Source organism: Devosia sp. T2-14 (assembly GCF_055397495.1).
Genome location: NZ_AP027921.1, coordinates 1702225 through 1728041, shown reverse-complemented (window position 1 = coordinate 1728041; position 25817 = coordinate 1702225). Strand labels below are relative to the sequence as shown.

Here is a 25817-nt window from a genome sequence, read left to right as displayed (position 1 = left end):
AGCAGGCCACACCTGCCCACGACCTATTTCGAGTAGACTTTATGACCGTCACCAATTCAGCCCAGACCCCGGTATTCTCACAGGTTGCAAAGCGTGTCGGCGCCGGGGAGCAGCACAGCTTTTTTGGCTATTACAACAAGAGCAATTTCAGCCTCGACGATACCCGGCTGCTCGCCAATCGCGTGCCGATGATGACCGGCGACCTGACCGGCACCGAGACCGCCGAAGTGGGCTATTACGACCTGGCCAATGGCGGGGCGTTCCACAAGCTCGGCGAGACCAGCGCATGGAACTGGCAAATGGGCTGCCAGTTGCAGTGGCTGGGCCAGCAAAACAAGGTGATCTTCAACACCCGCGCCAGCAACCCGTCGCTGGCGCCCAGCAACATGAACTCGGATTTCCGCTCGACCATTCTCGATGTCGAAACCGGCGAAACGCGGGAACTACCGCTGCCGGTCTATGTGGTTGCGCCCAACGGTCGCTTCGCGCTCTCGGTCAACTATTCGCGGTTCTGGATCACCCATCGCACCATTGGCTATGCGCCGACCAGCACGGCGCTGCCGCTTGAACTGGCGCCTGCCGAGGACGGCATCACCTGGATGGATCTCGAAACCGGGGAGGCGCGCCTCGTTGTCAGCCTCGCCGACCTGCGCAACTTCCAGCCGCTGCCCTCGATGGACAGGGCGCTGCACTGGGTGACCCACCTCGAGGTCAATCCGAGCGGCACGCGCTTCCTGTTCATCCACCGCTGGACCGAGCGGGTGGAAGACGAAATGTGCTTCCTGCACCGGCTGTTCAGCATGAATGCTGATGGGTCAGGCCTGCGCCTGCATGAATGCACCGATCACCCGCTGCCCCAGCTTGCCGCCGACTTCGATCCCAACGCCATGGGCATTTTCGATTACGAAAAGTCCGAGTACCAGATCTCCCACCCGATGTGGAAATCCGACGAGGAGATCATCGTCTGGGGGCCGCATGATGGGGCCATTCACTATCACCTCTACAATGACGTAACCGGCGACGTGCAGATCGTGGGGGACGGCGTCCTGACCGAGAACGGCCACATGACCTATTCCACCGATGGCCGTTGGATCCTCTCCGATACTTATCCGGACAAGGTCACCGACAAGCGCATCCTGTTCCTGTTCGATACCCAGACTGGCACCCGGCATGACCTGGGCGACTATTACACCCCGCCCGATCTGGGCAAGCACAACCGCTGCGACCTGCATCCGCGCTGGAGCCGCGACAACCAGCAGATCTGCTTTGACTCGGTCCATGAGGGCAGCCGGCAGCTCTACTTGCTGGACGTGAGCGATTTCGTGGCAAAGGCATAGGGGCGGCCCGATGAGCGATATTTCAGTCGAGGCGATCATCGCCGATATCGAGGCTTGGGCCGCAATCGAAAGCCCCACTGATCAGCCCGAACACGTCAATGCGATGATCTCGCATGTCGAGGCGCTGCATCGTGACCTTGGCATGGAGGTCGAGCGCATTGCCGGTTTCGGCAAGCGCGGCGACAAGCTGATTGCCCGAGCCCCGTGGGGCAACAGGGATGAACCGGGTGTCCTGGTCATCTCCCATATCGACACGGTGCATTCGCTCGGCACGCTCGATCGCTTCCCCATCCGCCGCGTCGGCGACAGGCTCGAAGGGCCAGGCGTCTTCGACATGAAGGGGGGCGGCTGCATGGCGGTTGAAGCGGCCCGCGCCATTCTGCGCTCAGGCGCCCAGCCCAATCTACCACTGACATTCCTCTATGTTCCCGACGAGGAGATGGGCAGCCAGACCAGCCGCGAGATCATCGCCGAACAGTCACGCAAGGCCAGCTATGTGCTGGTTGCCGAGGGCACGGAGTCGCTCGATTCCGTGGTGACGTCGCGCACCGGCTCGCTCAAGTTCGATCTCAACGTGCAGGGCGTTCCGGCACATTCGGGCGTTGATCACCGCATGGGGCGCAGCGCCTTGCGCGAACTGGCGCACCAGATCATCGCGCTCGAAGCCCTGACCGACTATGACCGCGACATCACCGTCAATGTGGGCACGGCCTCGGGCGGCACCCGGGCCAATGTCGTGCCCGAAAAAGCCGTTGCCCGGGTGGACGTGCGCGTCACGACAACGGCCAATGCCGAGGAAATGCTGGCACGGTTGACGGGAATGACCGCGGTCGACCCCGATGTCTCGGTGCACTATGCCGGCGGCATCTGGCGCCTGCCCTATGAAATGACCGAGCGCATCGCCGGCCTGCTGCAGTCCGCGCAGGACGCGGCCGCGCGCATCGGTTTCGAGCTGACCGGTGGCCTCGGCCGCGGCGGCAGCGACGCGAACCTGGTGGCACCGCATGCCGCGGTTCTCGATGGTCTTGGCCCCGTTGGCGGCGGCGCCCATACGCTCGATGAATGGATCGACCTCACCAGCCTGCGACCCCGCACCGAATTGCTGCGCGATCTCATGCTGACGCTCAAATAGGGCCAGAGTTCAGCTGAACTCTGCGGCGACGTATTCGACCAGCGCCTTTTCCTGCACCGACAGGACGCGGTCGGCGAGGCAGATGGCGCCGGAATTGCTTTGTGGAAGCTGGAAGCCGATCGGCAACTCGCCGATCTCGGCCAGGTTTCGCACCGTCGAATGGGTGAAGATGCTGACGAAGTCGCCGTTCCGTAGCATGTTGGCGACCGACAGCGTGTCGGACAGCTCGACGGCCGGAACGATGTTGCTCAGCCCCGCATCGCGCAGGGCCTGGCGCAGGATGATGGTGGATGTCGTGGCCGGGCCACCGATGATCCAGCGCTCCCCCGCAAGGTCCGCCAGGCTGAGATTTTTGCGCTTGTGCAGTGGATGCGAGAGACGCGCGACCACCGTGAAATGATCGGCCCCCACGGGCGTTACCTGATGGTGGCTGAACCGGCGGACACTGTCGGTCGTGCCAAACATCAGCGAAATCTGCTGATCGTCGAGCAGCTTGACCAGTTCGTCCATCTGCGCGACCTGGATGGATAGCCGGATATCGGGATAGGCCTTGATGAAGCGCCCCACCACGCGGGGGATGATCTCGACCATCCAGCGCGTGCCGCAGCCCAGGCGAATGATGCCGGACTGGCCCCCCTGCTCCAGTTGCAGCTGCTCATAAAGCCCGGCGGTATCGAGCTGTATCTTGCGGGCATAGGCCAGCAGGTGCTCCCCGCTGATGGTCAGCCGCAACGGACGCGTGCTGCGGTCGAACAGCACCGTGTTGAGCTCGTCTTCGAGCCGCCCGATGCTCTGGGTCAGAGCAGGATTGCTGATGCCCAGAAAGGCACAGGCCTTCGAGGCGCTCCCCAGTTCTGCAAAGATCTGGAATTGATACAGGCGCTTGAGATTAATATTGGCGATCATGGCAGGGGGCATAAATACATCCTGGCGCGGGGCTCAGGACGCACTCCCTCGCCAGTTCAGGCAGGCAATATGACGTCCATCCTCAAGAGTTTCCAGTTCCGGTTTGACTGACGAGCACTGCTCGGTGCGCAGTGAGCACCGCGGATGAAAGTGACATCCGCTGGGCGGATTGATCGGCGAGGGAATTTCGCCCTCGATAGACAGGAATTCCCGCCGGCCCGTCGCAATCTTGGGCATGCCGTCGAGCAGCATGCGGGTATAGGGATGGCGCGGATTGGCGAAGAGCTCTTCGGTTCTGGCGACCTCCACCACCCGCCCCAGATACATCACCATGACCCGGTCACACAGGTGCCGGATCACCCCCAGGTCATGGCTGATGAACAGCATGGTCAGGCCGAAATCCGCCTTGATCTGCATGAAGAGGTTGATGATCTGTGCTTGCACGGACACGTCCAGCGCCGCCACGGACTCATCACAGATCAGCAATTCGGGATTGACCGCCAAAGCCCGGGCAATGCCGATGCGCTGGCGCTGCCCGCCCGAAAACTGGTGCGGGTAGCGATGCAGGAATTCCGGGCTCAGCCCGACCTTTTCCAGAAACTGCAGGACATAGGCTTCCTTCTGGTCGCGCCGGATCAGGCCATGGGCAACCGGGGCTTCGCCGATGATGTCGATGACGCGCAGGCGTGGATTGATAGAGGACTGAGGGTCCTGGAAGATCATCTGGACCTTGAGCGCGTCGGCGGCATTCCTAAGGAAGCTGGAATAGTCCTGCCCCTTGTAGAGAAATTCGCCGCCATTGGCCCCCGAAATGCCCGCCAGCATGCGCGCCAGCGTGGACTTGCCGCATCCGGACTCGCCCACGATGCCGACCGTTTCGCCCTTGAACACGTCCAGCGAGACATTGTCGACAGCACGCACCACCTTGCCGGGGCGCCGGTTGATCCGGTTGGCGACGGATTGGACAATGCCGGTCGGCAGCGGGAAGACCTTGCTCAGATTGCGCGCAGAAATGACCGGCGTTGACGATGCCTCGCTCATGGCAAGCTCTCCTGGCTGAGGTCGGGGTTGATGCAGCGCACCGTCTGGGTTGCCGAATAGGCCACGGCCGGCACCGGTGCATCGCATTCCGGCTGGCGGCGGTTGCAGCGGCTGGCAAAGGCGCAGCCTTCGCCCAGGCTCATCAGCGACGGCATGATCCCGGGGATCTGATAGAGCGGCTGGCCCGGCGTGTTGCGCGAGGGAACAGAGTTCAGCAGCTGCTGGGTATAGGGATGCTTGGGCGCTGTGATGATCTCGTCGGTGGTGCCGATCTCGAGGATCGTACCGGCATACATCACCACCACGCGGTCGGCCAATTCCGACACGGTCGCCAGGTCATGCGATACCCAGATCATGCCGGTCCCGGTTTCATCAATGAGCTTGCGCGTCTGGTGGATGATCTGCGCCTGGATGGTCACGTCCAGCGCCGTCGTGGGTTCGTCCGCCACGATCAGATCGGGGCGGGTCACCAGCGCCGTGGCGATCACGATGCGCTGGCGCATGCCGCCGGAGAATTCATGCGGATAGGCCTTGAGCCGCTCTTCAGGCGAGGGGATGCCCACCGCCTTCAGCGCCTCGACGCAGCGGCGGTGAATTTCTGCCTTGGGCAGATCCTCGTGCTCGCTGATTGCCTCGGCCATCTGCGCGCCGACCGTGTGCACCGGGTTCAGCGTCATCATCGGATTCTGGAAGATCATGGCAATCTTGGCGCCGCGATAGTGCCGCAACTCCTCGTCGCTGAGCTGGGTCAGGTCCTCTCCGTTAAAGCGGATGGCGCCCGAGACGATCTTGCCCGGCGCGTCGATCAAACCCATGATCGATAGGCCCGTCACCGACTTGCCAGAGCCGGACTCGCCCACCACGCCGACCACTTCGCCCTTGGCGACGGTGAACGAAACGTCGCGCACGGATTTGACCACACCCTTGCGGGTGTAAAACCAGGTGTTGAGGTTCTCCACCTCCAGCAGCGCGGGGCGCTGATCAGACATAGCTTCTGTCATTTTCGCCTACCTCTTGAGCTGTGGGTTGAACATGTCGCGCAGGCGGTCGCCCACCACGTTGATCGAAACGATCATCGCCAGCAGCACCAGCCCCGGATAGATCGCGATCCAGTACATGTTGGAGAACATGTATTCGTAGCCATTGGAGATCAGCATCCCCAGCGAGGGCTGGGTGAGCGGCAAGCCCACGCCGAGAAAACTCAGCGACGCCTCGAGCGTGATGGCGCTGGCGACGTTGATGGTGAGGATCACCAGCAGCGGCGGCAGGCAGTTGGGCAGGATGTGCTTCACATTGATACGCCAGGCCGGGAAGCGCAGGCACTTGGCCGCCTCGACATAATCCTTGCGCAGTTCCGCCAGCGCCACCGACCGCGCCGTGCGGGCGAAATAGGTCCACTGGATCAGGATAATGGCGATGATGATGCGGTCGACACCCTTGCCCAGGATGGTCAGCACCAGCAGGCCCACCATCAGCGAGGGAATGCTCAGCTGGAAGTCGACAATGCGCATGATGAACGAGTCCACCCGACCGCCAAACCACGCCGCGACCAACCCCATGAAGGTGCCGATCACCATCGAGCCGATCGCCCCGATGGCGCCAACGATAATGCTGATGCGGATGCCGTAGATGATCGCCGACATCATATCGCGGCCGTAGCCGTCGGTGCCCAGCACGAAGGTCATGCCGGTATCCGCGGAACGCCCTTCCACCTGCAGCGTGAAGTTGAGCACGGCCGGGATCTGCCCGCCGGTTTCAAGAATGATGTCGCCTTCGGGATTAGCGATGGTCCATTCGGACTTGATCGGATGCTTGCGGGCGCCCTCCACCGACACATCCAGCGGGAGGGACCGCAGCTTGACTTGAACAATGTCGAGCTCGGGCGCGTCGATGCTCAGCGCCAGCTTGCTATCGCTTAGCGGCACCAGCCGGGTGGTGATTGCATCGCCCTGCGGCGAGGTTCCAGCCACGTCCGCCGCACCATCCTTGGCGCTGACACTGATCGAGATTGGCGAGCTCTCCTCGGTCTGGCTCGCGCCGGGCGCCAGCTTGCTGTCGCTCAACTTGATGGAGGCCAGATCATAGGGATCGGTCGGCGAAATCCAGGGCGCGAATGCCGCACAGCCGGCAAACAGAATGGCGATAACGAGGCAGACAACGGCGATCTTGCTCTCGGCAAATTCCCGGAAAAACTCGGCAATACGGGCGTTCATTTTGCGCCTCCCGCGCTGATCGAGTCGCGCACCCTTGGGTCGATCACGGTGTAAAGGATGTCCACGATCAGGTTCAGGAAGATGAACAGCAGGGCCGTGAAGCACAGATAGGCCAGGATCATCGGACGGTCCAAAACCTGGATCGAGGAGATGAGCAGCCGGCCGAGGCCGGGCCAGGAGAACACCGTCTCGGTGATCACCGCATAGGCGATCAGGTTGCCGATCTCGATGCCTAGCACGGTGATGATCGGCAGCAGCACGTTGCGCAGGATGTGGTGGGTGACGATGCGGCTGTTGCGGACGCCCTTGGCGCGCGCGAAGGTCACGAAATCGAGGCGCGACACTTCCATCACGGCCGCGCGGGTGACGCGGATCAGCAGGGACATCTTGAGCAGGGCCATGTTGAAGGCCGGCAGCACCAGATGCGCCCAGCCATCCAGCGTGAAGAGGCTCGAGGTGATGCCCAGATAGGTCGCGGTGTCGCCGCGCCCGCCAACCGGCAGAATCGCCAGGCTGATGCCGAACACGATGATGAGCACCATGCCCAGCCAGAACTGGGGAATGCTCACCCCGATCAGGGAAAGACCCATAATGCCCTGGCTGACGCGCGACTTGGGGCGCAGGCCGGCATAAAGGCCTAGCGGAATGCTGACCGAAACGGCGATCACGAAGGCCGCCAGAGCCAGCTCGATGCTGGCCGGCAGGCGCGACAGCAGGATCTTGGAGACCGGCTCGCGATAGACGAACGAATTGCCGAAGTCGCCGCGGACCAGGCCGCTGAGAAAGTCCAGATACTGGCTCCACAAGGGCTTATCGAGGCCCAGCGCCACGATGGCCGCCTGCCGTTCAGCCGCGGTCGCGTCGGGCGAAACCAGTGCATCGGCGGGGTTGCCGATCAGCCAGATGCCCAGGAAAATCGCCAGCGTCAGCACCAGCACGACGATCGCTGACTGGACTAGGCGTTTGAAGATGTAGGTCGGCATGTCTTGGACCTTCTGGATGCAACGTCAGGGCGGAAGGGGCGGCGATCCGAAGATCGCCGAGGGCCCTAGCCGGCGGACTGGGCGGCAGCCGCACCGGCGCGCCGGTGGGAAGAGCTCAGCTGTGTGGCGCGATTGCCGAAGTCGCGGGCGATCTCGGCGCAGATGCCAAACTGGTTCTGCGTCTTGAGCGTCAGTTGCTCGGCCCCGTCTTCAAACAGGATCGGCTTGAGCTCGGGGGTGGCCAGCACTTCGAAGAACGGCTTGCCTTCCTTGCGCGAGGCCATGGACGCTGCATAGACCAGATCGTGTGCTTCGTGTTTGCCGTGGGTCTGGGCGAGCTGCATCATGATCCCTTCCGAGAAGATCAGTCCCCCGGTCAGGTCCAGGTTCCGCCGCATCCGCGCGGTGTCGACGCGCATGCCCGAAATCAGGGCCTCGGCGCGGATGAAGATGCCGATGGCCACCTCGATCGCCTCGCCGCAGCCGGTGTCATAGATAATGTTGGCGTAGGAATCGCCTTCAAACGGGCGGTGGGCGGCCGACAGCACCATCGATGAGAGCGCATAAAGCTTCTGGCAATTGGCGATGATCCCCATCGAGAGCTTGGGGTTGATCTTCTGCGGCATGGTGCTGCTGCCGACGACGCCGTCCGAGAACACCTCGAACAGTTCTCCATACTCCGCCGAAGATCCCTGCCCCACCTCTTCGCCGATCTTGTGGAAGGTGGATGCCGTCAGCGCCAGCAATTGCACATATTCGCACATATGCGTGCGGTTGGTGCGCGAGGGCAGCGCCATTTCGGACATGCCAAGGCGCTCGGCGACCCGTTTCTGCATTTCCGGGCCAATCGCGCCGATGGCGCTATAGCTGCCCACGGCGCCGCCCATCATGGCGGCAAAGGCGCGCGGCTCGACCGCCTTCATGCGCTCATAGGCCTGCAGCAGCTCGTCGATCCAGATCGAGACTTTGAAGCCGAAGGTGATGGGCACGGCATGCTGGCCATGGGTCCGGCCGGCCATCGGCGCGTCGGCATGCCGGGTCGCCAGTTCACCCAGCGTTTCCAGAATGTCGGCGATCACGTCGAGCATCACATTGTGCGCGCGCTTGGCCAGCAGCATGGTGCCGGTCTGTTGGATGTTCTGGGTCGCCAGGCCCCAATGCACATATTTGCCGGCATAGTCGCCGCACTGGCGCACCAGCTCGTTCAGCAGGGGCACCAGCGGATGCCGCACTGTGGCGAAATCGCGCTCCACCCGGTCGATATCCAGCTTGTCGAGGTGGCAAGTGTCAGCGATCACCCGCGCTGCATCTTCGGGGATCATCCCCAGATCTGCCTGCGCCAGCGCCACCGCCGCCTCGATGTCCAGCCAGGCCTGATAGACGGAACGCTGCGAGTACAGGTCGCGCACCCCGCGGTAATTCAGCATGCGGCTGGACGCGTCGATATATTCGCCGGTGCGTTCCATCGGGGTCATTCCTTCGAGATTGTTTGGTGAGGTGCCGTCGCGGCCGGAAAATGCAGGGCGCCATATCCTGGCGCCCTGCTCAGCGTATCGTTCGGCGAACGACTAGTTCTTCGGACGCGCCGTGTAGACGACGTTGAGCTGTGCGGCGTTCGGCTCAAAATAGACGTCCGAGCGCGCCGCCCAGACCGCCACTTCATGATAGAGCGGCAGATAGGCGAAGTCGGCATGCACCTGGGCTTCCGCGCTCTGCAGCAGGCCACGACGCTCTTCTTCGTCCAGCGTCACGAGCGCCTTTTCCAGGAACCCGTCGGTGATCTCGCTGGAATAGCGGCCGCGGTTGGCGCCGCCCAGGCCACGATCGCCGTCGCGGGTGTGGACCAGGTTGAGCAGCTGCGACATGCCTTCGCCCGAGTCGGCGCTGGCGCCGCCCATGAACAGGCTGAACTCGAACTTGCTGGCGCGGTCGAAATAGACGCTCTGCGGCAGGGTTTCGAGCGTCACCTTGATGCCGACCTGAGCCAGGTTCTGCGCCACGGCCTGTGCCACTTCGGCGTCGTTGCGATAGCGGTCGTTCGGCGCGTTGATCACCAGCTCGAAGCCGTCGGGATAGCCGGCCTCGGCCAGCAGTTCGCGCGCCCGCACGGGATCGTAGGGGCTGAGCGCCAGGTCGGGATTGTGGCCGAACACGCGCGCCATCACGATACCGGCTGCCGGCTCGGCAATGCCATCCATGATGGTGTCGACAATGCCCATGCGATCGACCGCCAGGTTGAGCGCCTCGCGCACGCGGACATCCTTGAACGGGTTCTTGCCGTCGGTGCCGCTGACCTTGGGGGTCGGCTCGCCTTCCTGATCGAATGCAAAGAAGATCAGGCGCGAGGCCGGCATGGAGATCAGCTCCAGCGCCTCGTTATCGGCGATCTGGTCGATGGCATTGACCGGCACGCCGTCGATCACGTCGACGCCACCCGAAAGCAGGGCAGCGATACGCGCACCGTTTTCCGGGATCGACTTCAGCACGACGCGCTCGTAGTGGGGCTTTTCACCATAATAGTCGTCATTGCGCTGCAGCACGGTCTGAATGCCCGGCTGATATTCGGTGACATAGTAGGGCGCGATGCCGGTGCGCACGGTGCCGTTGTTGAACAGCTCGGTGCCGATCCACTCGGTATTGCCGCAGGTCTCGCGGTCATAGTCGAGCAGCGCGCCGGTCGGGCTCTGAATGATGCCCAGCGCGCTCAGGCTCTGCAGCAGCACCGGATCGGGACCATTGGTGGTGATGACAACGGCGCCCTCGCCATCGGCCTCGATATTCTCGATCGTCTCGACGAAGGAGATATAGGGGCCGGGGCTGCCGGCGACGTTGCGCACGCGGCAGAGCGAGAAGATCACGTCGGCGGCCGACACGGCCTTGCCATCGGCAAACTTGGCATTGGGATTGAGGGCGAAGCGCCAGCTGGTCTCGCTCTGGACTTCCCAGCTCGCGGCAATGCGCGCTTCAACTTCGCCAGTGACCTGGTTGTTGTAGACCAGCGCGTCCGAAACGTTCTCGCGAACGCTCATGTTCGGGCCGGAACGGAAGAAATGCGGGTCGATCGAGGTCGGCTCGGCAACGACGCCAACATTGAGCGTCTGCGCCGATACGGTGGTTACCAGCATCAGCGTCGTCAGCGCGACGCCTGTCAGCCGCAGTGAGCCGGCGGTGCGAATGGTCATATGGTCCTCCCAAATTGAACGGCCCGTGGCGACACGAACCCTAAAAACGACCCGCCCTTCACGGGGCCTGTCGGCAGCCTGAATATCCGCGCCTGTTAAGTTGTTTTAACTTTTTGATTAATACAATTGGCGTTGATTTCATGGTTTTGTTAATTCGAAGATTTGACCCTGTCAACCGCGCGCAAACACAGGCGAAAGCATCGTCCCGCATCGCAGCGGCGGCCGGCTGTAGCGCAAAGCAAGGCCGTGCCGTGCTGGCAGCGGGCCGTGCAGGGATGGTGTGATGAGGGAAAGGTGTTCCGGGTGAGACTGAAGTCTCATACCCCGACCGGGCCGGGCGCAGGAGCGCAGCGGGCGAATCGGGGCGTCCCGGCGCGGGAACGGAGGTTGCCCTTGAAGCGCCGGGAGCGGTGAACTGACTAAATCAGGTCGGGGTCATACCCGCGCTTATTCGCGCACGGCGACCACTTCGATTTCGACGAGCCAGTTGGGATTGGCCAGGCCTGCAACCTCGAACACCGAGCGGGTCGGCATGTTGGGCTGGGCTTCGGTGGCGAAGAACTGGGAATAGCCTTCCATGAAGCCGGCGAAGTCCATTTCGCCGCTGGCATCGGCCACCAGGTAGACCTGCATCTTGACCACATCACCCATGGTCAGGCCGATATCGGTCAGGTTGGCCTCGATGCGCTCCAGCACGGAAACGGTCTGTGCTGCGGTATTGCCGAAGGCTTCCGCCGAGCCGCGCGGGGCCTCGCTATTGGTGACGCCCGGAACCACCCCGCTCAGATAAACCAGCGTTGCCTCGGGGGGAATTTCGACAGCACGCAGGATGGGAAAATTCGAGCCGGGCGTGGTGTGGCGGATAACTTCCGCCTGCGCCAAGCCGGTCATGGCCAGGGTCAATCCGGCCGCCATAACAAGTGTCTTCATCAAATCTCCTTCTTCAAAACAAAAAACCCGGCACGCTGGTGAGCGTGCCGGGCCTGGTCGGGTTACCGGGTTGCGGCAACCTTTTCCGCCGTTGCCGGCTCGTCCTTATAGTCATTGCCGAAGCTGGTGCGGATGTAGTTCACCACTTCAGCAACCTGCTGGTCGTTCAGCACGCCGCCCAGCGGCGGCATGGCGCCGCTGCCCTTGACGATCAGATAGATCGCATAGTCGGGGAACTCGAGGTTGGCGTTGGAAGCCAGAGCCGGATAGGCACCGGCACCGACGGCACCCTGGCCTTCGGGCATGTGGCAGCCGGCGCAGACGGCCTTGTAGATGCCTTCGCCGGTTTGCTGGGTCAGCACCGACGAGCTGGCGAACCAGGCCTTGCTGTCATCGGCAGCAGCAGCGGGAGCCGCATCCTGGGCGATCGCGGAACCGACCATCAGGGCGGAAACGGCCAGTGTTGTCAGAAAACGCATGGTCTTACTTCCCTGCATTGGTGGTTGCGGTTGCATGCAGGCGGCTGATCGCGTCGAGCGACGAGAGCACGGCACCTTCCATCCAGGCCGGCAGATAGGACAGGTGTTCGCCAGCGCAGACGATGCGGCGATCCATCGCCACTGCGTCTTGATACTGGGCTTCCTTGTCCTGCCAGGCGCCATAGCAGCCCAGGGTCCACGGCACGCGGTGCCATGCGACGGCCACGCCCGCCTTGAACTCATCCTTCATCTGCGGATGGATCTGGCTACCGTAGTCCAGGGTCCGGCTGATGCGCTCTTCCGGCGCCATCGACGAGAACTGGTAGGCGGTTGCGCCCCAGGCATAAGCGCCCAGCAGCACACCCGGCTTCTTGGACAGGTAGTCGTTCGACGGGTACGAGATCTGCGCGATCGGCAGGTCAGTATAGGTCGAACCACCGAAGATGTGCTCGTCTTCTTCCCAGAAGCGACGGTTGAACTCGAGGCCAACCTTGATCGAGGCGTTGTACGACATGGTCGGGATGACGTCCGCGAGCGGGCCGCCAAAGTCGTGGTCGATCTGGCTGAGGATCGAGAAGGGAATGGTGCAGACCGAGTAGTCTGCCGTGGTGGTCACTTCCGCGCCGCCATTGGCCATGTCTTCATAGACCACGGTCACGCCATTTTCGTCCTGACGGATCTGGGTGACGCGGGCTTCGTACTTCACCAGGTCGCCCAGGTTTGCCGCCATGGCGCGCGCGATCATGTCCATGCCGCCCTTGGGCTGGAAGATCGGCATCGAGCCGTTCAGCGCTTCGCTGGTTGCCAGACGGCTCCACAGGCCCGAGCTGAGCAGGGTCGAGATGTCCATCACTTCGTTGGCGATCGGTGCGCCATCGACGCCGCCGCCCGGTTCACGCTCGTAGCCACGGCGTGCGCTGGCGGCGTTGCCCGACACATACTGGTTGTCGGCGTTCAGGGCACCGAAGGTGCGCAGGCCGGCCAGCAGGTTCTTCTTGTCGTCTTCGGACAGCACGTCGTCCAGGGCACCCTGATTGGTGACCTTGGAGAGCAGGTCCGAGATGTGACCGCGGAAGTCGGAGTTGATTTCGCGATAGCGAACCGGCTTGCCGTCGAAGGCCTTGGTGGAGTGCACATAGGCCATGTTGTTGATCTGGATCAGCGCCTCGAGCTCTACATCCAGGCGACGGCAATAGTCGATGATGCCGTAGTGGTTGTAGGGCACGCGCCACGGACCCGGATTGAAGTAGTTGCCCTCGGCGAAGTCGACCGTCTGCACGGCGCCACCGAGTTCTTCATAGGTGTCGCCCGAGCGCAGGGTCCAGCAACGACCGCCAGCCACGCCACGGAATTCGAGCACTTCAACTTCATAACCCGCGTCACGAAGTTCCATCGCCGCAACCATGCCGGCGATACCAGCACCCAGCACGAGCACCTTGGTGCCGGCGGGTGCCTGACCCAGAGCGATCGGCCCGGAATAGGGCGAGGCCTGTGCCAGGCCCATCATGCCCATTGCCTGATACATGACCGCTGCGCCGCCAAATGCGCCGACCATGGTCAAAAACTCGCGCCTTGTCGGGCTCTTGTTTTCTTCGACGTCCACTGATGTCTCCCCATCGTGAGTGATAACGAGACCTAGTATTCAGCCCAAGCCATGGGGGTCCAGAGGACAATGAAATTTTTGTTTAGCGCATGCGTCAATTAAACTATTGACGTTCCAGAAAATTCAAGAATTTTGGTTGAATCACGCAAGTTGCTGCACTTTTAGGAAAATAACGTTCACCAGTTGGTTTTGCCCGAAAGCCGCGACCGCCTCCCGTTTTTTCACCAATAGTTGCATTGTCGCAAAGTTACTTTTTCGCAAAGTAATATGCATGCATACTAAATTTGAAACAGGAATAGCGTTCTGCGGCGCTTTATGGCCGGGGGCTAGGGCAGTTTCGCCAGGCCGATGGCAAGGCCGGTCGCTGTGGTAACAGCGATCAGCCCCAGCGTGGCCGCCAGGGTCGTGCCGAGCGAGGCGAGGCAGGCCGCCAGCCGTCCCACCCTACCATCGAGGCTCTGCCAGATAGTCTGCACCGTGATGTACCAGACATAGCCGACGCCCATGAGCAACAGGCCGGAAGTTGGTGACCACCGCGTCGCGATCATGCCGCCCGCCGTGAAGGCAACGACGAAGGGCAGCGCGACATAGCATTGCGCGTAAAAGCCCGGCCGCAGCGACGAGCGCGTCAGTTTGGTGCCGCGCTGGCGCAGATAGGCGACGGCCAGCAGCAGCGGAAAGATGCTGAAGGCGACGGCACGGAAGGCGATCAGGTTGTTGTCGTCAGCCAGCAGTCCTGGAAGGGGTGTCTCGCCGGTGCGCGGCACGATGAGCTCGAGGGCGTGCACCAGCAACAGGGTGATCAGCAGGGCAATGGGCGGGCTCAAGGTATCGACAAACTGCTCGTCGACCGTATCGCGCAACTCGGCTTCGGCATAGGCCATCATCCGCACGGGACGCGTCACCACCTTGGCGACGGTCAGCGGATAGAAGACGATCCAGGTCACCAGCTCGTAGAGCAGTTCCTCGATCGATTTCAGCAGTTTCAGAAAGTCCATGGCACCTTCCGTCGGTTGCTACTCCACATGGACAATAGCGCGCCAGAGTTCGTCAAGGCGCCTGCGCACAACGTACCCGCCCGTCGCATCACCCGCTTTTGCTTGCGCTGGCGGGGCGGAGGGCCGATAGGAGGCGCACCTCCCTTTGCGAAAGCCATGCCGTGAACCCCTGGGTCCTGATCGATTCCGTGCCGCTGCCCGATGGCCGCGGGGATATCCGCCTCATTCAGCGGGCCGACGAATTCTCGATCATGCTGGGCAATATCGCGCTGATGAACAGCCGCCTCAGCGGCTCGGAAGAGGCCATGGCGGGGCTGGCCTGGGCGCGGCTCAAGGATCGTCCGCGCGCCCATATGATGATCGGCGGGCTGGGCATGGGCTTCACCCTGCGCGCCGCGCTGGCCGAATGGCCCGCTACCGTCAGGATCACCGTGGCCGAGCTGATGCCGGCCGTCGTCGAATGGGCACGCGGCCCGATGGCACCGATCTTCAAGGGGTGCCTTGATGATCCGCGCGTCGAGATCAAGGTCAATGACGTGCGCCGGGTGATCAAGGCGGCCAAGGCCAGCTATGACGCCATCCTGCTCGATGTCGATAACGGCCCCGATGGCCTCACCGTCGAAACCAATGACGCGCTGTACAGCATGGCCGGGCTCAAGGCGGCCAAGGCGGCGCTGCGGCCCGGGGGCGTGCTGGCGGTCTGGGCTTCGGCTCCCGACCGTGCTTTCACCCAGCGCTTGCAGCGCGCCGGCTTTGCCGTCGAGGAGGAGCGCGTGCGCGCCAGCAGCCGGGGCCGCGGCTCCCGCCACGTCATCTGGCTGGCCACCAATGTGCCCGCCCGCCCGGCCTCGCCTCCGCCACCCAAACCGCGCGTGGCCTGAACCGGGCCACCACAGGCGGGCAGATTTGTCGCGTTATCGTGCCCAACAATCGCTTGCCCCTGAGGAATGCCGCTTCTAGTCGTAGGGCGTGTTCGCGCCGGTCGGCGGCGGGCGCGACTTTTGTGGACTGCGAGGAGTTTCGGTGGTGAACCAGAGCGAGGGCGGAATTGAACTGGCGGGCATCAGCCACGCCTATTCCGGGCGCAAGGTGCTCGACGATGTCAGCCTCCGCGTGCCGCGCGGCCAGAGCATGGCGCTGCTCGGTCCCAATGGCGCCGGCAAGTCCACCCTGATGAATATCCTGTGCGCGCTGGTGCAGCCCGATAGCGGCAAGGCCATGCTGGCCGGGGTCGATATTGCCCGCCAGTCGCAGAATGCCCGACGCCAGCTCGGCGTGGTGTTTCAGGACGACAGCCTCGATGACCGGTTGAGCGCCTGGGAAAACCTCGAATTCCAGGGCCTCGTCTACGGCATGAACAAACCCGAGCGGGTGCGCCGCATCAACGAGGTGCTCGAACTGGTCGAGCTGCAGGAATTCCGTGAGAACCCGGTGCGCAGCTTTTCGGGCGGCATGAAGCGGCGCCTGGAGATTGCCCGCGCCCTGCTGCACGAGCCGCGCATCCTGCTGCTCGATGAACCCACGGTTGGGCTGGACGCGCAAACGCGTGCCCGCATCTGGGCCTATCTCAACGAGCAGCGCAAAACGCGCGAGCTGACCCTGTTCGTCACCACCCACTATATTGAAGAGGCCGATGGGTGCGATCTGATCTGCGTGCTCGATCGCGGCAAGGTGCTGGCCTCCGACGCCCCGGCGGCGCTCAAGGCCCGCTATGGCGCGACGCTGATCCGCTGCCTGCCGCGCGACGAGGCGACCCGCGCCACCCTGCTCTCCCGCTGGCCGCAGGCCCAGCAACTCTCGGGCGGACGGCTGGGCATTGCCATGGAAAGCGCCGAAATGGCCGATGGCTTCCTCCACGAATTCGGCAGCAGCCTCAAGGAAATCCTCATCGACGAGCCGAGCCTGGAAACCGTGTTCCTCACCATGACCGGGCGCGAAATGCGCGATGGCCAGAACGGACCGGCCCCACGGCCGAAGAAAGGTCGCCGCTGATGCCCGTTACCGCATGGAGTGTTTCCAAGTGACCAACCTTGTCCCCCTGGCGCGCGGCATCTACGCCATCTGGCTGCGCGAAATCATGCGGTCGCTGCGCGATCGCGGCCAGCTGATCGGGGGCGTCTCGCGCCCCATCATCTGGCTGCTGATCCTGGGCATCGGGCTCAATCCCTATTTCCGGGGCGAAATCTATGGCGAAGTGCGCTTCGTCATTCCCTTCACCTATCTGCAGTTCCTGTTCCCCGCCGTCATCGTGCTGAACATCATGTACACCTCGATCCTGTTCGCGGTGTCGATGATCTGGGATCGCGAATTCGGCTTCCTGCGGGCGGTGCTGGTGTCGCCGCTGCCCAAATGGGCGATCCTGCTCGGCAAGATCCTGGGCGGCAGCACCGTCGCCACCGTGCATGGCTTCCTCGTGCTGATCCTGGCGCGCTTCGCCGATGTGACACTGAGCTGGGAACAGGTGGGACTGGCCCTGTGCCTGATGTTCTGCCTGTCCTTCGGGCTGACCTCGTTCGGCGTATTGCTGGCGGCGCGGGTGCGCAGCTTTGAGGGTTTTGGGGTGTTCTCCAACACCATCATCCTGCCGCTCTACTTCTGCTCCTCGTCGGTCTTTCCGCTCGATCCCTCGCTGACCCGCACCCAGACGGCGGCCACCTATCCCGAATGGCTGGTCTTCCTGGTCGAGATCAATCCCATCACCTATGCGGTCGATGCGCTGCGCGGGGTGCTGATCGGCTTCACCCAGTTCAACCCGCTGCTCGGCCCGGCCATTATCGGGGGCATGGCGGTGTTCTTCTTCGTGGTGGCGCTGCTGGATTTCAAACGCACATGAGCGAGAGCCCGCAACCGCCGCAACGCCGCCGCTTCTCGCGATCGCGCGCCGTCGCCGTCAACCTGGCCGTGGCGATGGGCCTGCTGTTCGTGGTGACCTTCCTGCCGCCCGACAATTCGCTAGCCGAAGTGCAGAAAAGCGGCGTGCTGCGGGTCTGCCTGCCCGAGGCCGCGCCGCCGCTGGTCACCACCGATGCGGCCCATCCCGGCTACGATGTCGAGCTGCTGCAGCAGATTGCGGCCGACCTCGGCGTGCGCCTCGCCATCAACCGCAGCCCGGCCATCGGCGCCGACTTCAATCCGCGCAATTGGCGACTCACCCGGGCGCAGTGCCAGGTCATTGCCGGGGGCGTGGTAGACAATGCGGCGACCCGCGGCTTCCTGCAGCTGCTGCCAACCGAGGGTTCCAACGGGTGGGCGTCCATGTCGCGCAATGACATAATGCCGCAGCGCGGTGACGCGGTCGCGGTTTTTCCCGGTCCGTCGTCGCTGGATCGACTCGCGCTGAGCCGTTTTCTGCGCGCCGAGGGGCTGCAAATCCTGCCAGTCAATTCTTCGGGAGAACTGGTCGCGGCACTCGCCTCAGGGCAGGCAAAACTGGCGATCAGCGACTGGCTGACGCTGGCGAGCCTCGACGTGCCAGAGGCCCGGATCGACTGGCTTTCGCCGTCACAATTGGGCCATTTTCAGCTCGCTTTCGGGCTATGGAAAGGCGACGCGACGCTGATGCGCGCCATGCGCGAAAGCATGGGGAAACTCGCCGTCAACGGGGTGCAGGACGACATTGCCAGCCGCTATAAGCTGCCCGACAGTCGCTGACGGCGCTGCCATATTCCTCCGCCCCGTGGAGAGCATTTTTTGCCTCCATGGAGGAATATTTTAGTACTGTTCTCTCAATAGCGGGAGGGAGTATCCTCCGGGAATTCACCACGCGGAAATCGCGGGCGCATCGTTCGCCCCCGCGGTGATATCGTTAAACAGCTTTTTAGGGAGACGATTGTGAAAAGCAGATCCACGCGCATCGTCGCGTGCATGGCCCTCGCCATGTCTTCGGGCATGGTCTTGCAGACCCTGCCCTCGCAGGCGCAGGCGCAGGTATTCACGGAAGCCCAGGCAGATGCCGGGCAGAAGGAATATGATGGCCAGTGCGCTATGTGTCACGGCGCCGAGCTTCTCGGTCCTGACGCACCCGCACTCAAGGGCCTCGAAGTCATGCACAACTTCGATACCGCTGCCGGCATGTATGGCTACATCTCCGCAGCCATGCCTCCGCAGGCTCCGGGCCTCCTCGGCGAGGAGACCTATGTGAACATCATGGCCTACATTCTGAAGGTCAATGGTGCTCAGCCCGGCGACACCGCTCTCACCGCGGCGCCTGATGTTCTCAACAGCATCAAGCTTGCCGAAGTGACCAGCACTGCATCTGCTGCCCCCGCAGCCGACGCGGCTGCTACCTCCACCGAAGCGGCCCCCGCTGTTCCTCAGGCTTACACCTGGGGCAAGACCCTGCCATCCATCCTTCCGGAACCGGCAGAAGCAGCGGGCGTACCTCAGGCTTACACCTGGGGCAAAACCCTTCCCACCAAGAACTGATCAGTTTGATTTTTACCCTTGAGACATTGGCAAAGGGCCCGGATTTCGGACTCGATGGAATGCTCAGAGCGGAGGAATAGAATGAACAAGAACTTCTTCAAGGTCGCACTGGCTTTGACGGTGAGCCTGACCACCCTTGCGGGTGTTGCTCATGCTCAGGGCGTGCGTGAAAACTACGCACCGGTCACCAACGACATGGTCCTGAATCCCCCCGATTCCGCATGGCTGTCCTGGCGCCGTACGCTGGACAACCAGGGCTACAGCCCGCTTGATCTGGTCAACCGCGACACCGTGAAGGACCTCGAGCTCGCTTGGGCCTGGCCGATGGCCGACGTTGGCATCCAGGAAACCGCACCGCTGATGAACGACGGCGTGCTGTTCCTGCAGACCAACAACAACATCGTGCAGGCACTCGACGCCCGTACCGGCGACCTGATCTGGGAATACCGCCCGGCTCTGGCCAAGATCCCGGCTGAATGGGGCTACCAGCTCTACCAGTCGCGCCGCCAGAAGAACTCGATCGCGCTGTATGAAGACACCGTGGTCCTGACCACCGTCGACGCTCGCATCATCGTCATGAACGCAAAGGACGGTAAGGTCCTGCGCGAAGTTCAGGCCTTCGATTACAACCAGGGCTACAGCTACACCGTTGGCCCGATCGTTGTGAACAACAAGATCATCTCGGCCATCTCGGGCTGCTCGATCTCGGGCACTGCCGGCGGTTGCTACATTGTCGCGCACGACTTCAACACGCTTGAAGAACTCTGGCGCTTCAACACCCTGGATGATCCGAACAACCCTGCGCAGGGCGCAAGCTGGGGTGAAGTTCCCCCCGAGAACCGTTGGGGCGGCACGCCGTGGGCAACGGGCTCGTATGACGCTCGCACCAACACCACCTTCTGGGGCGTCGGCATGCCGGCTCCTTATGCTGAGCTGATCCGTGGCTCGGGTGATGGCGATGTGCTGTACACCAACTCGTCGCTGGCACTCGATGCCGACACCGGCGAGCTGAAGTGGTACTACCAGCACATGCCGCGCGATAACTGGGATCTGGACTCCCCGTTCGAGCGCGTCCTGGTTGACGTTGAAGAAGGCGGCGAGACCAAGCACCTGATGGTGTCGGTCCCCGGCAAGAACGGCATCTTCTTCGCTCTCGATCGTGACACCGGCAAGTATCTCTGGTCGCAGGAAACCGTGTACCAGAACTCGGTCACCAAGATCGACGAAGACGGTACGGTTCACCCGAACGAAGACCTGATGGTCAAGGCACTCGGCGAAGAAGCGCTCATCTGCACTTCCGTGTCCGGTGGCAAGCTCTGGCAGGCTGGCGCTTACAGCCCGCTGACCCAGCAGTTCTACGTCCCGCTCACCGAGGCCTGCAACACGGTTTCGGCTACCCAGACCGAGTTCACCGCTGGCAACGCCACCGGCGCAATGAAGTTTGGCCCGCGCGTTCTGCCTGAAGGCATCACCGAGGCTGGCCTCGTGGAAGCCATCAAGGTTGGCACCACCAAGTCGGAAGGCGAAGGCTGGAAGGTCCGTCAGCGTCCTTCGATGACCTCGTCGCTCCTGGCGACCGGTGGTGGTCTGGTGATCGGCGGCGACGCTGGCCGCTACGTCAAGGCATGGGATCAGGAGACCGGTGACGTTCTCTGGCAGCAGCGCCTGAACGCCCCGATCGGCGGTTCGCCGATGACCTACGAGCTCGATGGCGAGCAGTACATCGTGATCCCGACCGGCTTCAGCGCCGCAGCGGGCTCGATCGCCTCGGCCTTCCCGGAAGTTCCGCTTCCCTCGGGCACGGGCAACTCGATCTTCGTCTACAAGCTGCCCAAGAACTAATTGGTGCAGTAATGATTGGAAGGGGGCCGCGAGGCCCCCTTCCTGCTTTCAGGAGACCCAAATGAAATTGCTCACCCGTCTGGCGTCCGTCCTCGCCGTCTGCCTGCTGGCCCTGCCCGCCCAGGCCCAGGTCCTGCCCCAGCAGCTGCTCAACCAGCAGCGCGGTTTGCAGGGCAACAATATCCGCGCCTGCGTCGATGACTTCAGCCCCGGCGGTAAGCTTGACCGCGCCGTGGCCCAGGCCATTGCCGACGCGCTGTTCCTCAAGGTCGAATATGTTCCGGCGCTGCGCGGTTTTCCGCTCGATGGCGACGGCTATCTCGCCGAAATGCAGGTGCACCTGACCAATGACTGCGACCTGCTGATGGGTGTCGCGGTGCAGCCCAATTCTCCATTCCCCGAATGGGCCGCGGTGACCCGCCCCTATGCGAACGTGCCCTTCGTGCTCGCTGTCGCCGACCCGTCCTACACCAAACTGGGCGATATTCCGGTCGGCAGCACCATCGGCACCGCCATAGCCAGCCTGGGTGAACGCGTCTTCGCCACCACCATGCTGCAGCGTCCCAAGGACCAGCGCTGGAAGCGCCTGCCCTATGCCGACAACAAGCTGATGCTCACCCGGCTGCTTGAAGGCAAGCTGGCCGGCATGCTGCTCTGGCAGCCCGCCCTGGCCCAGCTGATGGCCGAAGACCCCGCCGCTGCCAACCTCAAGGTGGCCGCGCTCGATCCGGTGCCAGCCGCCAATGTGCAGGTCGGTGCGCTGATTGCGAGCAGCAACACCTATCTGCGCAGCCAGGTCGACAATGCCATCGCCGAGCTCACCGATGACGGCACCATCACCCAGATCATGGCCGATCTGAGCATGGCGCAGTAGCGTCTAGAGACGGGAGAAATATGGGGCCAGCATCGGCCCCATATTCGGCACGAAGCCGGCAACCAGCGCCAGCACCAGCACGACATTGACCGGCACCACCAGGCGCCGCCATTGCCTGGCCCTCTCCGGCATCGCCGCAAACAGGAACAGCCCGCCGATCAGGCCGGGCAGCGGCAACAGGTTGAGTGGTACCGACATCAGGATGATCTCCTGCAAGGCCACCGCCACCTGCAGCATGGCATAGCCCGCCGTGCGCGGCACATAGGTGGCAATCAGCTGGCGTACGCCATCGAGCAGGGGCACCAGAGCCAGGCTCGCCGCCAGCACGGCCAGCGCAATCCCCACCAGCGCCAGCCGCCCGCCTTTCAGCGATTCCGGCTGCGGCGCGTGATAGCGGATCCAGGTGGTGCGGAACAGCACCGCCATGGCCATGCCGGGCATCGAAATATGATCGAGTGGATTGAAGCTGAAGCGGTCGCCCTTCTCCCCTTCCTCGCGCCGCAGCAGCGCGATCAGCAGCGTCAGCAAGCCGCCCTGAAACGCCGCATAAAGCAGCCCGGCGGCGAGGCGCGACATGATGGCCTGGAGGGAAAGATCGTTGAGAAGGGACATGCTGTTCCGGGCCTTGCTGCGCGAGCCCGCTCTATAGCAGAGCGTCAGCCGAACAAAAATGCAGATGTCGCCCTCGACAAGCCATTGACGCGAATCCCGAACTAGACCACTACATGTAGTGTGTCGTGGTTACCCGGATCGCAAGGACGGGTGATAATAGGGAAGCTGGTGCGAACTCAATGTTCCAGTCCAGCGCTGCCCCCGCAACTGTGAAAGCCCGCATCCCGGGCAAGCCAGATACCTGCCACGACAGGTCAAAACGTCCATGGGCGGGGTGTCCCGATTGGTCGCGTCGCCGCTTGGCCGTCTGGTCATGCCTCTGCGCGCCCTGTTGCCCCCGCCATCCACCTACGGGGGTCCAATGTCGCAGATCACAGCCTTTCCATCCCAATCCGCATCAGCCGAGCCCGGCTATTCCATCCTCAAGCGCAATGGCGGCATCGTGCCCTTCGATCCCGCCAAGATCGCCGTGGCGCTGACCAAGGCTTTCCTTGCCGTCGAGGGACACGAGGCCTCCGCCTCGCGCCGCGTGCATGAGACCGTCGCCCGGCTCAGCGACGAGGTCGCCACCGCCCTCACCCGCCGCGCCAAGGACGGCCGGGTCTTCCACATCGAGGACGTGCAGGATCAGGTGGAGCTGGCGCTGATGCGCGGCGAGCACCAGAAGGTCGCCCGCGCCTATGTGCTCTATCGCGAAGACCGCGCCCGCGCCCGCGCCGCCACCACAGCGCCGGTGGCCGTGGCCTCCGCCCTGCGCATGACGTTGGCCGATGGCCGCCTCGCCCCGCTCGATGAAGCCCGCCTCGCCACCGTGGTCGCGGAAGCCTGCGCCGGCCTCGAGGGCACGTCGCCGCAGACCATCCTCGCCGAGACCCGCCGCAATCTCTATGACGGCATTTCGCTCGACGAGCTGGCGCTGGCCCCGATCCTCGCCGCCCGCACGCTGGTGGAAACCGAGCCCAATTACGCCCTGGTGTCTGCCCGCCTGCTGCTCGACAAGCTGCGCCGCGAAGCCCTCACCTTCGTCTCCGGCCGCCCCGACATGGCGACCCAGGCGGACATGGAAACCCGCTATGCCGACTATTTCCCGGCCTACCTCCAGCGCGGTATCGAACATGAGCTGATCGACCCCGAGCTCGCCCGCTTCGACGTCAAGCGCATCGCCGCCGCCATCAAGCCCGAGCGCGACATGCAGTTCCAGTATCTGGGCCTGCAGACCCTCTACGACCGCTATTTCCTGCATGTCGAACGGCAGGTCTTCGAGCTGCCGCAGGCCTTCTTCATGCGCGTCGCCATGGGCCTGGCCATCCGCGAGATCGACCGCGAGGCCCGCACCATCGAATTCTACGACCTGCTGTCGAGCTTCCATTTCATGGCCTCGACCCCGACCCTGTTCAATGCCGGCACGCTGCGCCCGCAGCTCAGCTCCTGCTTCCTGACCACCGTCGCCGACGATCTCGACGGCATCTTCAAGTCGATCAAGGACAATGCCCTGCTCGCCAAATATTCCGGCGGCCTGGGCAATGACTGGACGCCGGTGCGGGGCCTGGGCGCCCATATCAAGGGCACCAATGGCGAGAGCCAGGGCGTCGTGCCCTTCCTCAAGGTTGCCAATGACACCGCCATCGCGGTCAACCAGGGCGGCAAGCGCAAGGGCGCGGTCTGCGCGTATCTCGAAACCTGGCATGTCGACATCGAGGAATTCCTCGATCTGCGCAAGAATACCGGCGACGACCGCCGCCGCACCCATGACATGAACACCGCCAATTGGGTGCCGGACCTGTTCATGGAGCGCGTCGAGGCGGGCGGCGACTGGACCCTGTTCTCGCCCGATGAAACGCCCGACCTGCACGATCTCTACGGCCCCGCCTTCAAAAGCGCATACGAGGCCTATGAAGCGAAGGCCGCCGCCGGCCAGCTCAAGGTCTCCCGCACCGTCAAGGCGCTCGATCTCTGGCGCAAGATGCTGACCATGCTATTCGAGACCGGCCATCCCTGGATCACCTTCAAGGATCCCTGCAACATCCGCTCGCCGCAGCAGCACATCGGCGTCGTCCACTCGTCAAATCTCTGCACCGAGATCACGCTCAATACCTCCAAGGACGAGGTCGCCGTCTGCAATCTCGGCTCGATCAACCTGCTCGCCCATATCGGTGCCAACGGCCTCAATCTGGTCCTGCTCAAGCGCAGCGTCGACGTCGCCATGCGCATGCTGGACAATGTGGTCGACATCAATTTCTACACCATCCCCGAGGCCCGCAGGTCCAATCTGCGTCACCGCCCGGTGGGGCTGGGCCTGATGGGCTTTGCCGATGCGCTGCAGGCGCAGGGCATTGCCTATGCCTCCGACGCAGCCGTCGCCTTTGCCGATAGCTCGATGGAAGCCATCAGCTACTTTGCCATTTCAGCTTCGGCCGATCTGGCCGAAGAACGCGGCGCCTATGCCAGCTTTGAGGGCTCGCTGTGGAGCCAGGGCATCCTTCCCATCGATAGCCTGGAACTGCTGGCGCAGACCCGCAGCGAGATCAATATCGACCGCAGCCAGCGCCTCGACTGGGAGACCCTGCGCCACCGCGTCAAAACCGTCGGCATGCGCAATTCCAACACCATGGCCATCGCGCCCACCGCGACCATTTCCAACATCTGCGGCGTCAGCCAGTCGATCGAGCCGGGCTACCAGAACCTCTATGTGAAATCGAACATGAGCGGCGACTTCACCGTGGTGAACGCCCAGCTGGTGCGCGATCTCAAGGCGCGGGGGCTGTGGGACGAGGTGATGATCTCCGACCTCAAATATTTCGACGGCTCGGTCGGCCAGATTGACCGCGTGCCGGCCGACCTCAAGGCCATCTACGCCACCGCCTTCGAGCTGGATGCGAGCTGGCTGATCGCCGCCGCCTCACGCCGCCAGAAGTGGATCGACCAGGCGCAGTCGCTCAACCTCTACCTCGCCAATCCCTCGGGCAAGGCACTGGATGCGCTCTATCGCTCGGCGTGGAAGGCGGGCCTCAAGACCACCTATTACCTGCGCTCGCGCTCGGCCACCCATGTGGAAAAATCCACCCTCAAGGGCACCGACGGCAAGCTCAATGCCGTGGCCGTCACCGCACCGGTCATCACCGCTCCGCCCGTCGCAGCGCCTGTCCGCACCGGGCTGATCATGCCCGTCATCGACGGCCCCGCCTGCCTTATCGACGATCCCGACTGCGAAGCCTGCCAGTAACCGCGCCCTCAGTCGTCTCCCTCCCCCTCGCGGGGGA

Annotated in this window: 22 protein-coding genes and 1 riboswitch; of the genes, 10 read left to right on the top strand and 12 right to left on the bottom strand. The window is 63.1% G+C overall.

Annotated elements, in window-relative coordinates; translation table 11 throughout:
- The first annotated feature begins 41 nt into the window (after positions 1 to 41).
- Positions 42 to 1337, top strand: coding sequence for a hypothetical protein (locus ACZ5WT_RS08530; protein ID WP_464286942.1), 1296 nt, complete (start codon positions 42 to 44; stop codon positions 1335 to 1337).
- 10 nt (positions 1338 to 1347) lie between these two features.
- Complete coding sequence (locus ACZ5WT_RS08525; protein ID WP_464286941.1) at positions 1348 to 2469, top strand: M20 family metallopeptidase; 1122 nt, start codon at positions 1348 to 1350, stop codon at positions 2467 to 2469.
- Between the two features lie 9 nt (positions 2470 to 2478).
- Here the strand turns inward: ACZ5WT_RS08525 and ACZ5WT_RS08520 are convergent, their stop codons facing one another.
- From ACZ5WT_RS08520 to ACZ5WT_RS08470, 11 genes are all read right to left on the bottom strand, one after another.
- On the bottom strand, positions 2479 to 3387 hold the full coding sequence (locus ACZ5WT_RS08520; RefSeq protein ID WP_464286940.1) for a LysR family transcriptional regulator: 909 nt from the start codon (positions 3385 to 3387) through the stop codon (positions 2479 to 2481).
- 21 nt (positions 3388 to 3408) lie between these two features.
- Positions 3409 to 4416 carry an ABC transporter ATP-binding protein gene (locus ACZ5WT_RS08515; protein ID WP_464286939.1) on the bottom strand — a complete coding sequence of 336 codons (1008 nt, stop codon included), beginning with the start codon at positions 4414 to 4416 and terminating at the stop codon, positions 3409 to 3411.
- Positions 4413 to 5405 (bottom strand): ABC transporter ATP-binding protein, encoded by a 993-nt coding sequence (locus ACZ5WT_RS08510; protein WP_464286938.1) that lies wholly within the window; start codon positions 5403 to 5405, stop codon positions 4413 to 4415. Before ACZ5WT_RS08510 ends, ACZ5WT_RS08515 begins: the two co-directional genes overlap by 4 nt.
- Before the next feature lie 18 nt (positions 5406 to 5423).
- Positions 5424 to 6629 (bottom strand): ABC transporter permease, encoded by a 1206-nt coding sequence (locus tag ACZ5WT_RS08505; protein WP_464286937.1) that lies wholly within the window; start codon positions 6627 to 6629, stop codon positions 5424 to 5426.
- Positions 6626 to 7612, bottom strand: a complete 987-nt coding sequence (locus tag ACZ5WT_RS08500; RefSeq protein WP_464286936.1) for an ABC transporter permease — start codon at positions 7610 to 7612, stop codon at positions 6626 to 6628. Before ACZ5WT_RS08500 ends, ACZ5WT_RS08505 begins: the two co-directional genes overlap by 4 nt.
- A 65-nt stretch (positions 7613 to 7677) precedes the next feature.
- Entirely contained in the window at positions 7678 to 9078 is a 1401-nt protein-coding gene (locus ACZ5WT_RS08495) for a class-II fumarase/aspartase family protein (RefSeq protein WP_464286935.1), read from the bottom strand.
- A 102-nt stretch (positions 9079 to 9180) separates the two neighbouring features.
- Positions 9181 to 10794 carry an ABC transporter substrate-binding protein gene (locus ACZ5WT_RS08490; RefSeq protein WP_464286934.1) on the bottom strand — a complete coding sequence of 538 codons (1614 nt, stop codon included), beginning with the start codon at positions 10792 to 10794 and terminating at the stop codon, positions 9181 to 9183.
- A 447-nt stretch (positions 10795 to 11241) separates the two neighbouring features.
- A complete protein-coding gene (locus tag ACZ5WT_RS08485) occupies positions 11242 to 11724 on the bottom strand; it encodes a RidA family protein (RefSeq protein WP_464286933.1) in 483 nt (160 codons plus the stop codon).
- 62 nt (positions 11725 to 11786) lie between these two features.
- The gene (locus ACZ5WT_RS08480) at positions 11787 to 12203 is read right to left on the bottom strand and encodes a c-type cytochrome (RefSeq protein ID WP_464286932.1); all 417 of its coding nucleotides are present in this window, start codon (positions 12201 to 12203) and stop codon (positions 11787 to 11789) included.
- Between the two features lie 4 nt (positions 12204 to 12207).
- Positions 12208 to 13806 (bottom strand): flavin monoamine oxidase family protein, encoded by a 1599-nt coding sequence (locus tag ACZ5WT_RS08475; protein WP_464286931.1) that lies wholly within the window; start codon positions 13804 to 13806, stop codon positions 12208 to 12210.
- A gap of 326 nt (positions 13807 to 14132) precedes the next feature.
- Positions 14133 to 14804, bottom strand: a complete 672-nt coding sequence (locus ACZ5WT_RS08470) for a permease (protein WP_464286930.1) — start codon at positions 14802 to 14804, stop codon at positions 14133 to 14135.
- Between the two features lie 161 nt (positions 14805 to 14965).
- Between ACZ5WT_RS08470 and ACZ5WT_RS08465 the strand changes: the two genes are divergently transcribed.
- The 7 genes from ACZ5WT_RS08465 to ACZ5WT_RS08435 all read left to right on the top strand — a co-directional run bounded on the left by ACZ5WT_RS08465 (position 14966) and on the right by ACZ5WT_RS08435 (position 21945).
- The gene (locus ACZ5WT_RS08465; RefSeq protein WP_464286929.1) at positions 14966 to 15685 is read left to right on the top strand and encodes a spermidine synthase; all 720 of its coding nucleotides are present in this window, start codon (positions 14966 to 14968) and stop codon (positions 15683 to 15685) included.
- Between the two features lie 145 nt (positions 15686 to 15830).
- Complete coding sequence (locus tag ACZ5WT_RS08460) at positions 15831 to 16796, top strand: ABC transporter ATP-binding protein (RefSeq protein ID WP_464286928.1); 966 nt, start codon at positions 15831 to 15833, stop codon at positions 16794 to 16796.
- A 28-nt stretch (positions 16797 to 16824) separates the two neighbouring features.
- Entirely contained in the window at positions 16825 to 17637 is an 813-nt protein-coding gene (locus tag ACZ5WT_RS08455) for an ABC transporter permease (RefSeq protein ID WP_464286927.1), read from the top strand.
- The gene (locus ACZ5WT_RS08450; RefSeq protein WP_464286926.1) at positions 17634 to 18455 is read left to right on the top strand and encodes a substrate-binding periplasmic protein; all 822 of its coding nucleotides are present in this window, start codon (positions 17634 to 17636) and stop codon (positions 18453 to 18455) included. Before ACZ5WT_RS08455 ends, ACZ5WT_RS08450 begins: the two co-directional genes overlap by 4 nt.
- Before the next feature lie 180 nt (positions 18456 to 18635).
- A complete protein-coding gene (locus ACZ5WT_RS08445; RefSeq protein ID WP_464286925.1) occupies positions 18636 to 19229 on the top strand; it encodes a c-type cytochrome in 594 nt (197 codons plus the stop codon).
- An 81-nt stretch (positions 19230 to 19310) separates the two neighbouring features.
- Positions 19311 to 21071: an outer membrane protein assembly factor BamB family protein gene (locus tag ACZ5WT_RS08440; RefSeq protein ID WP_464286924.1), complete on the top strand. Its 1761-nt coding sequence runs from the start codon at positions 19311 to 19313 to the stop codon at positions 21069 to 21071.
- Between the two features lie 61 nt (positions 21072 to 21132).
- The gene (locus ACZ5WT_RS08435) at positions 21133 to 21945 is read left to right on the top strand and encodes a substrate-binding periplasmic protein (protein ID WP_464286923.1); all 813 of its coding nucleotides are present in this window, start codon (positions 21133 to 21135) and stop codon (positions 21943 to 21945) included.
- A 3-nt stretch (positions 21946 to 21948) separates the two neighbouring features.
- Here ACZ5WT_RS08435 and ACZ5WT_RS08430 read toward each other — a convergent pair whose 3' ends face one another.
- The gene (locus ACZ5WT_RS08430) at positions 21949 to 22557 is read right to left on the bottom strand and encodes a hypothetical protein (RefSeq protein WP_464286922.1); all 609 of its coding nucleotides are present in this window, start codon (positions 22555 to 22557) and stop codon (positions 21949 to 21951) included.
- 109 nt (positions 22558 to 22666) lie between these two features.
- A riboswitch (cobalamin riboswitch) is annotated at positions 22667 to 22820 on the top strand.
- 98 nt (positions 22821 to 22918) lie between these two features.
- Here ACZ5WT_RS08430 and ACZ5WT_RS08425 point away from each other — a divergent pair.
- Positions 22919 to 25780: a ribonucleoside-diphosphate reductase subunit alpha gene (locus ACZ5WT_RS08425; protein WP_464286921.1), complete on the top strand. Its 2862-nt coding sequence runs from the start codon at positions 22919 to 22921 to the stop codon at positions 25778 to 25780.
- Positions 25781 to 25817: the final 37 nt, after the last annotated feature.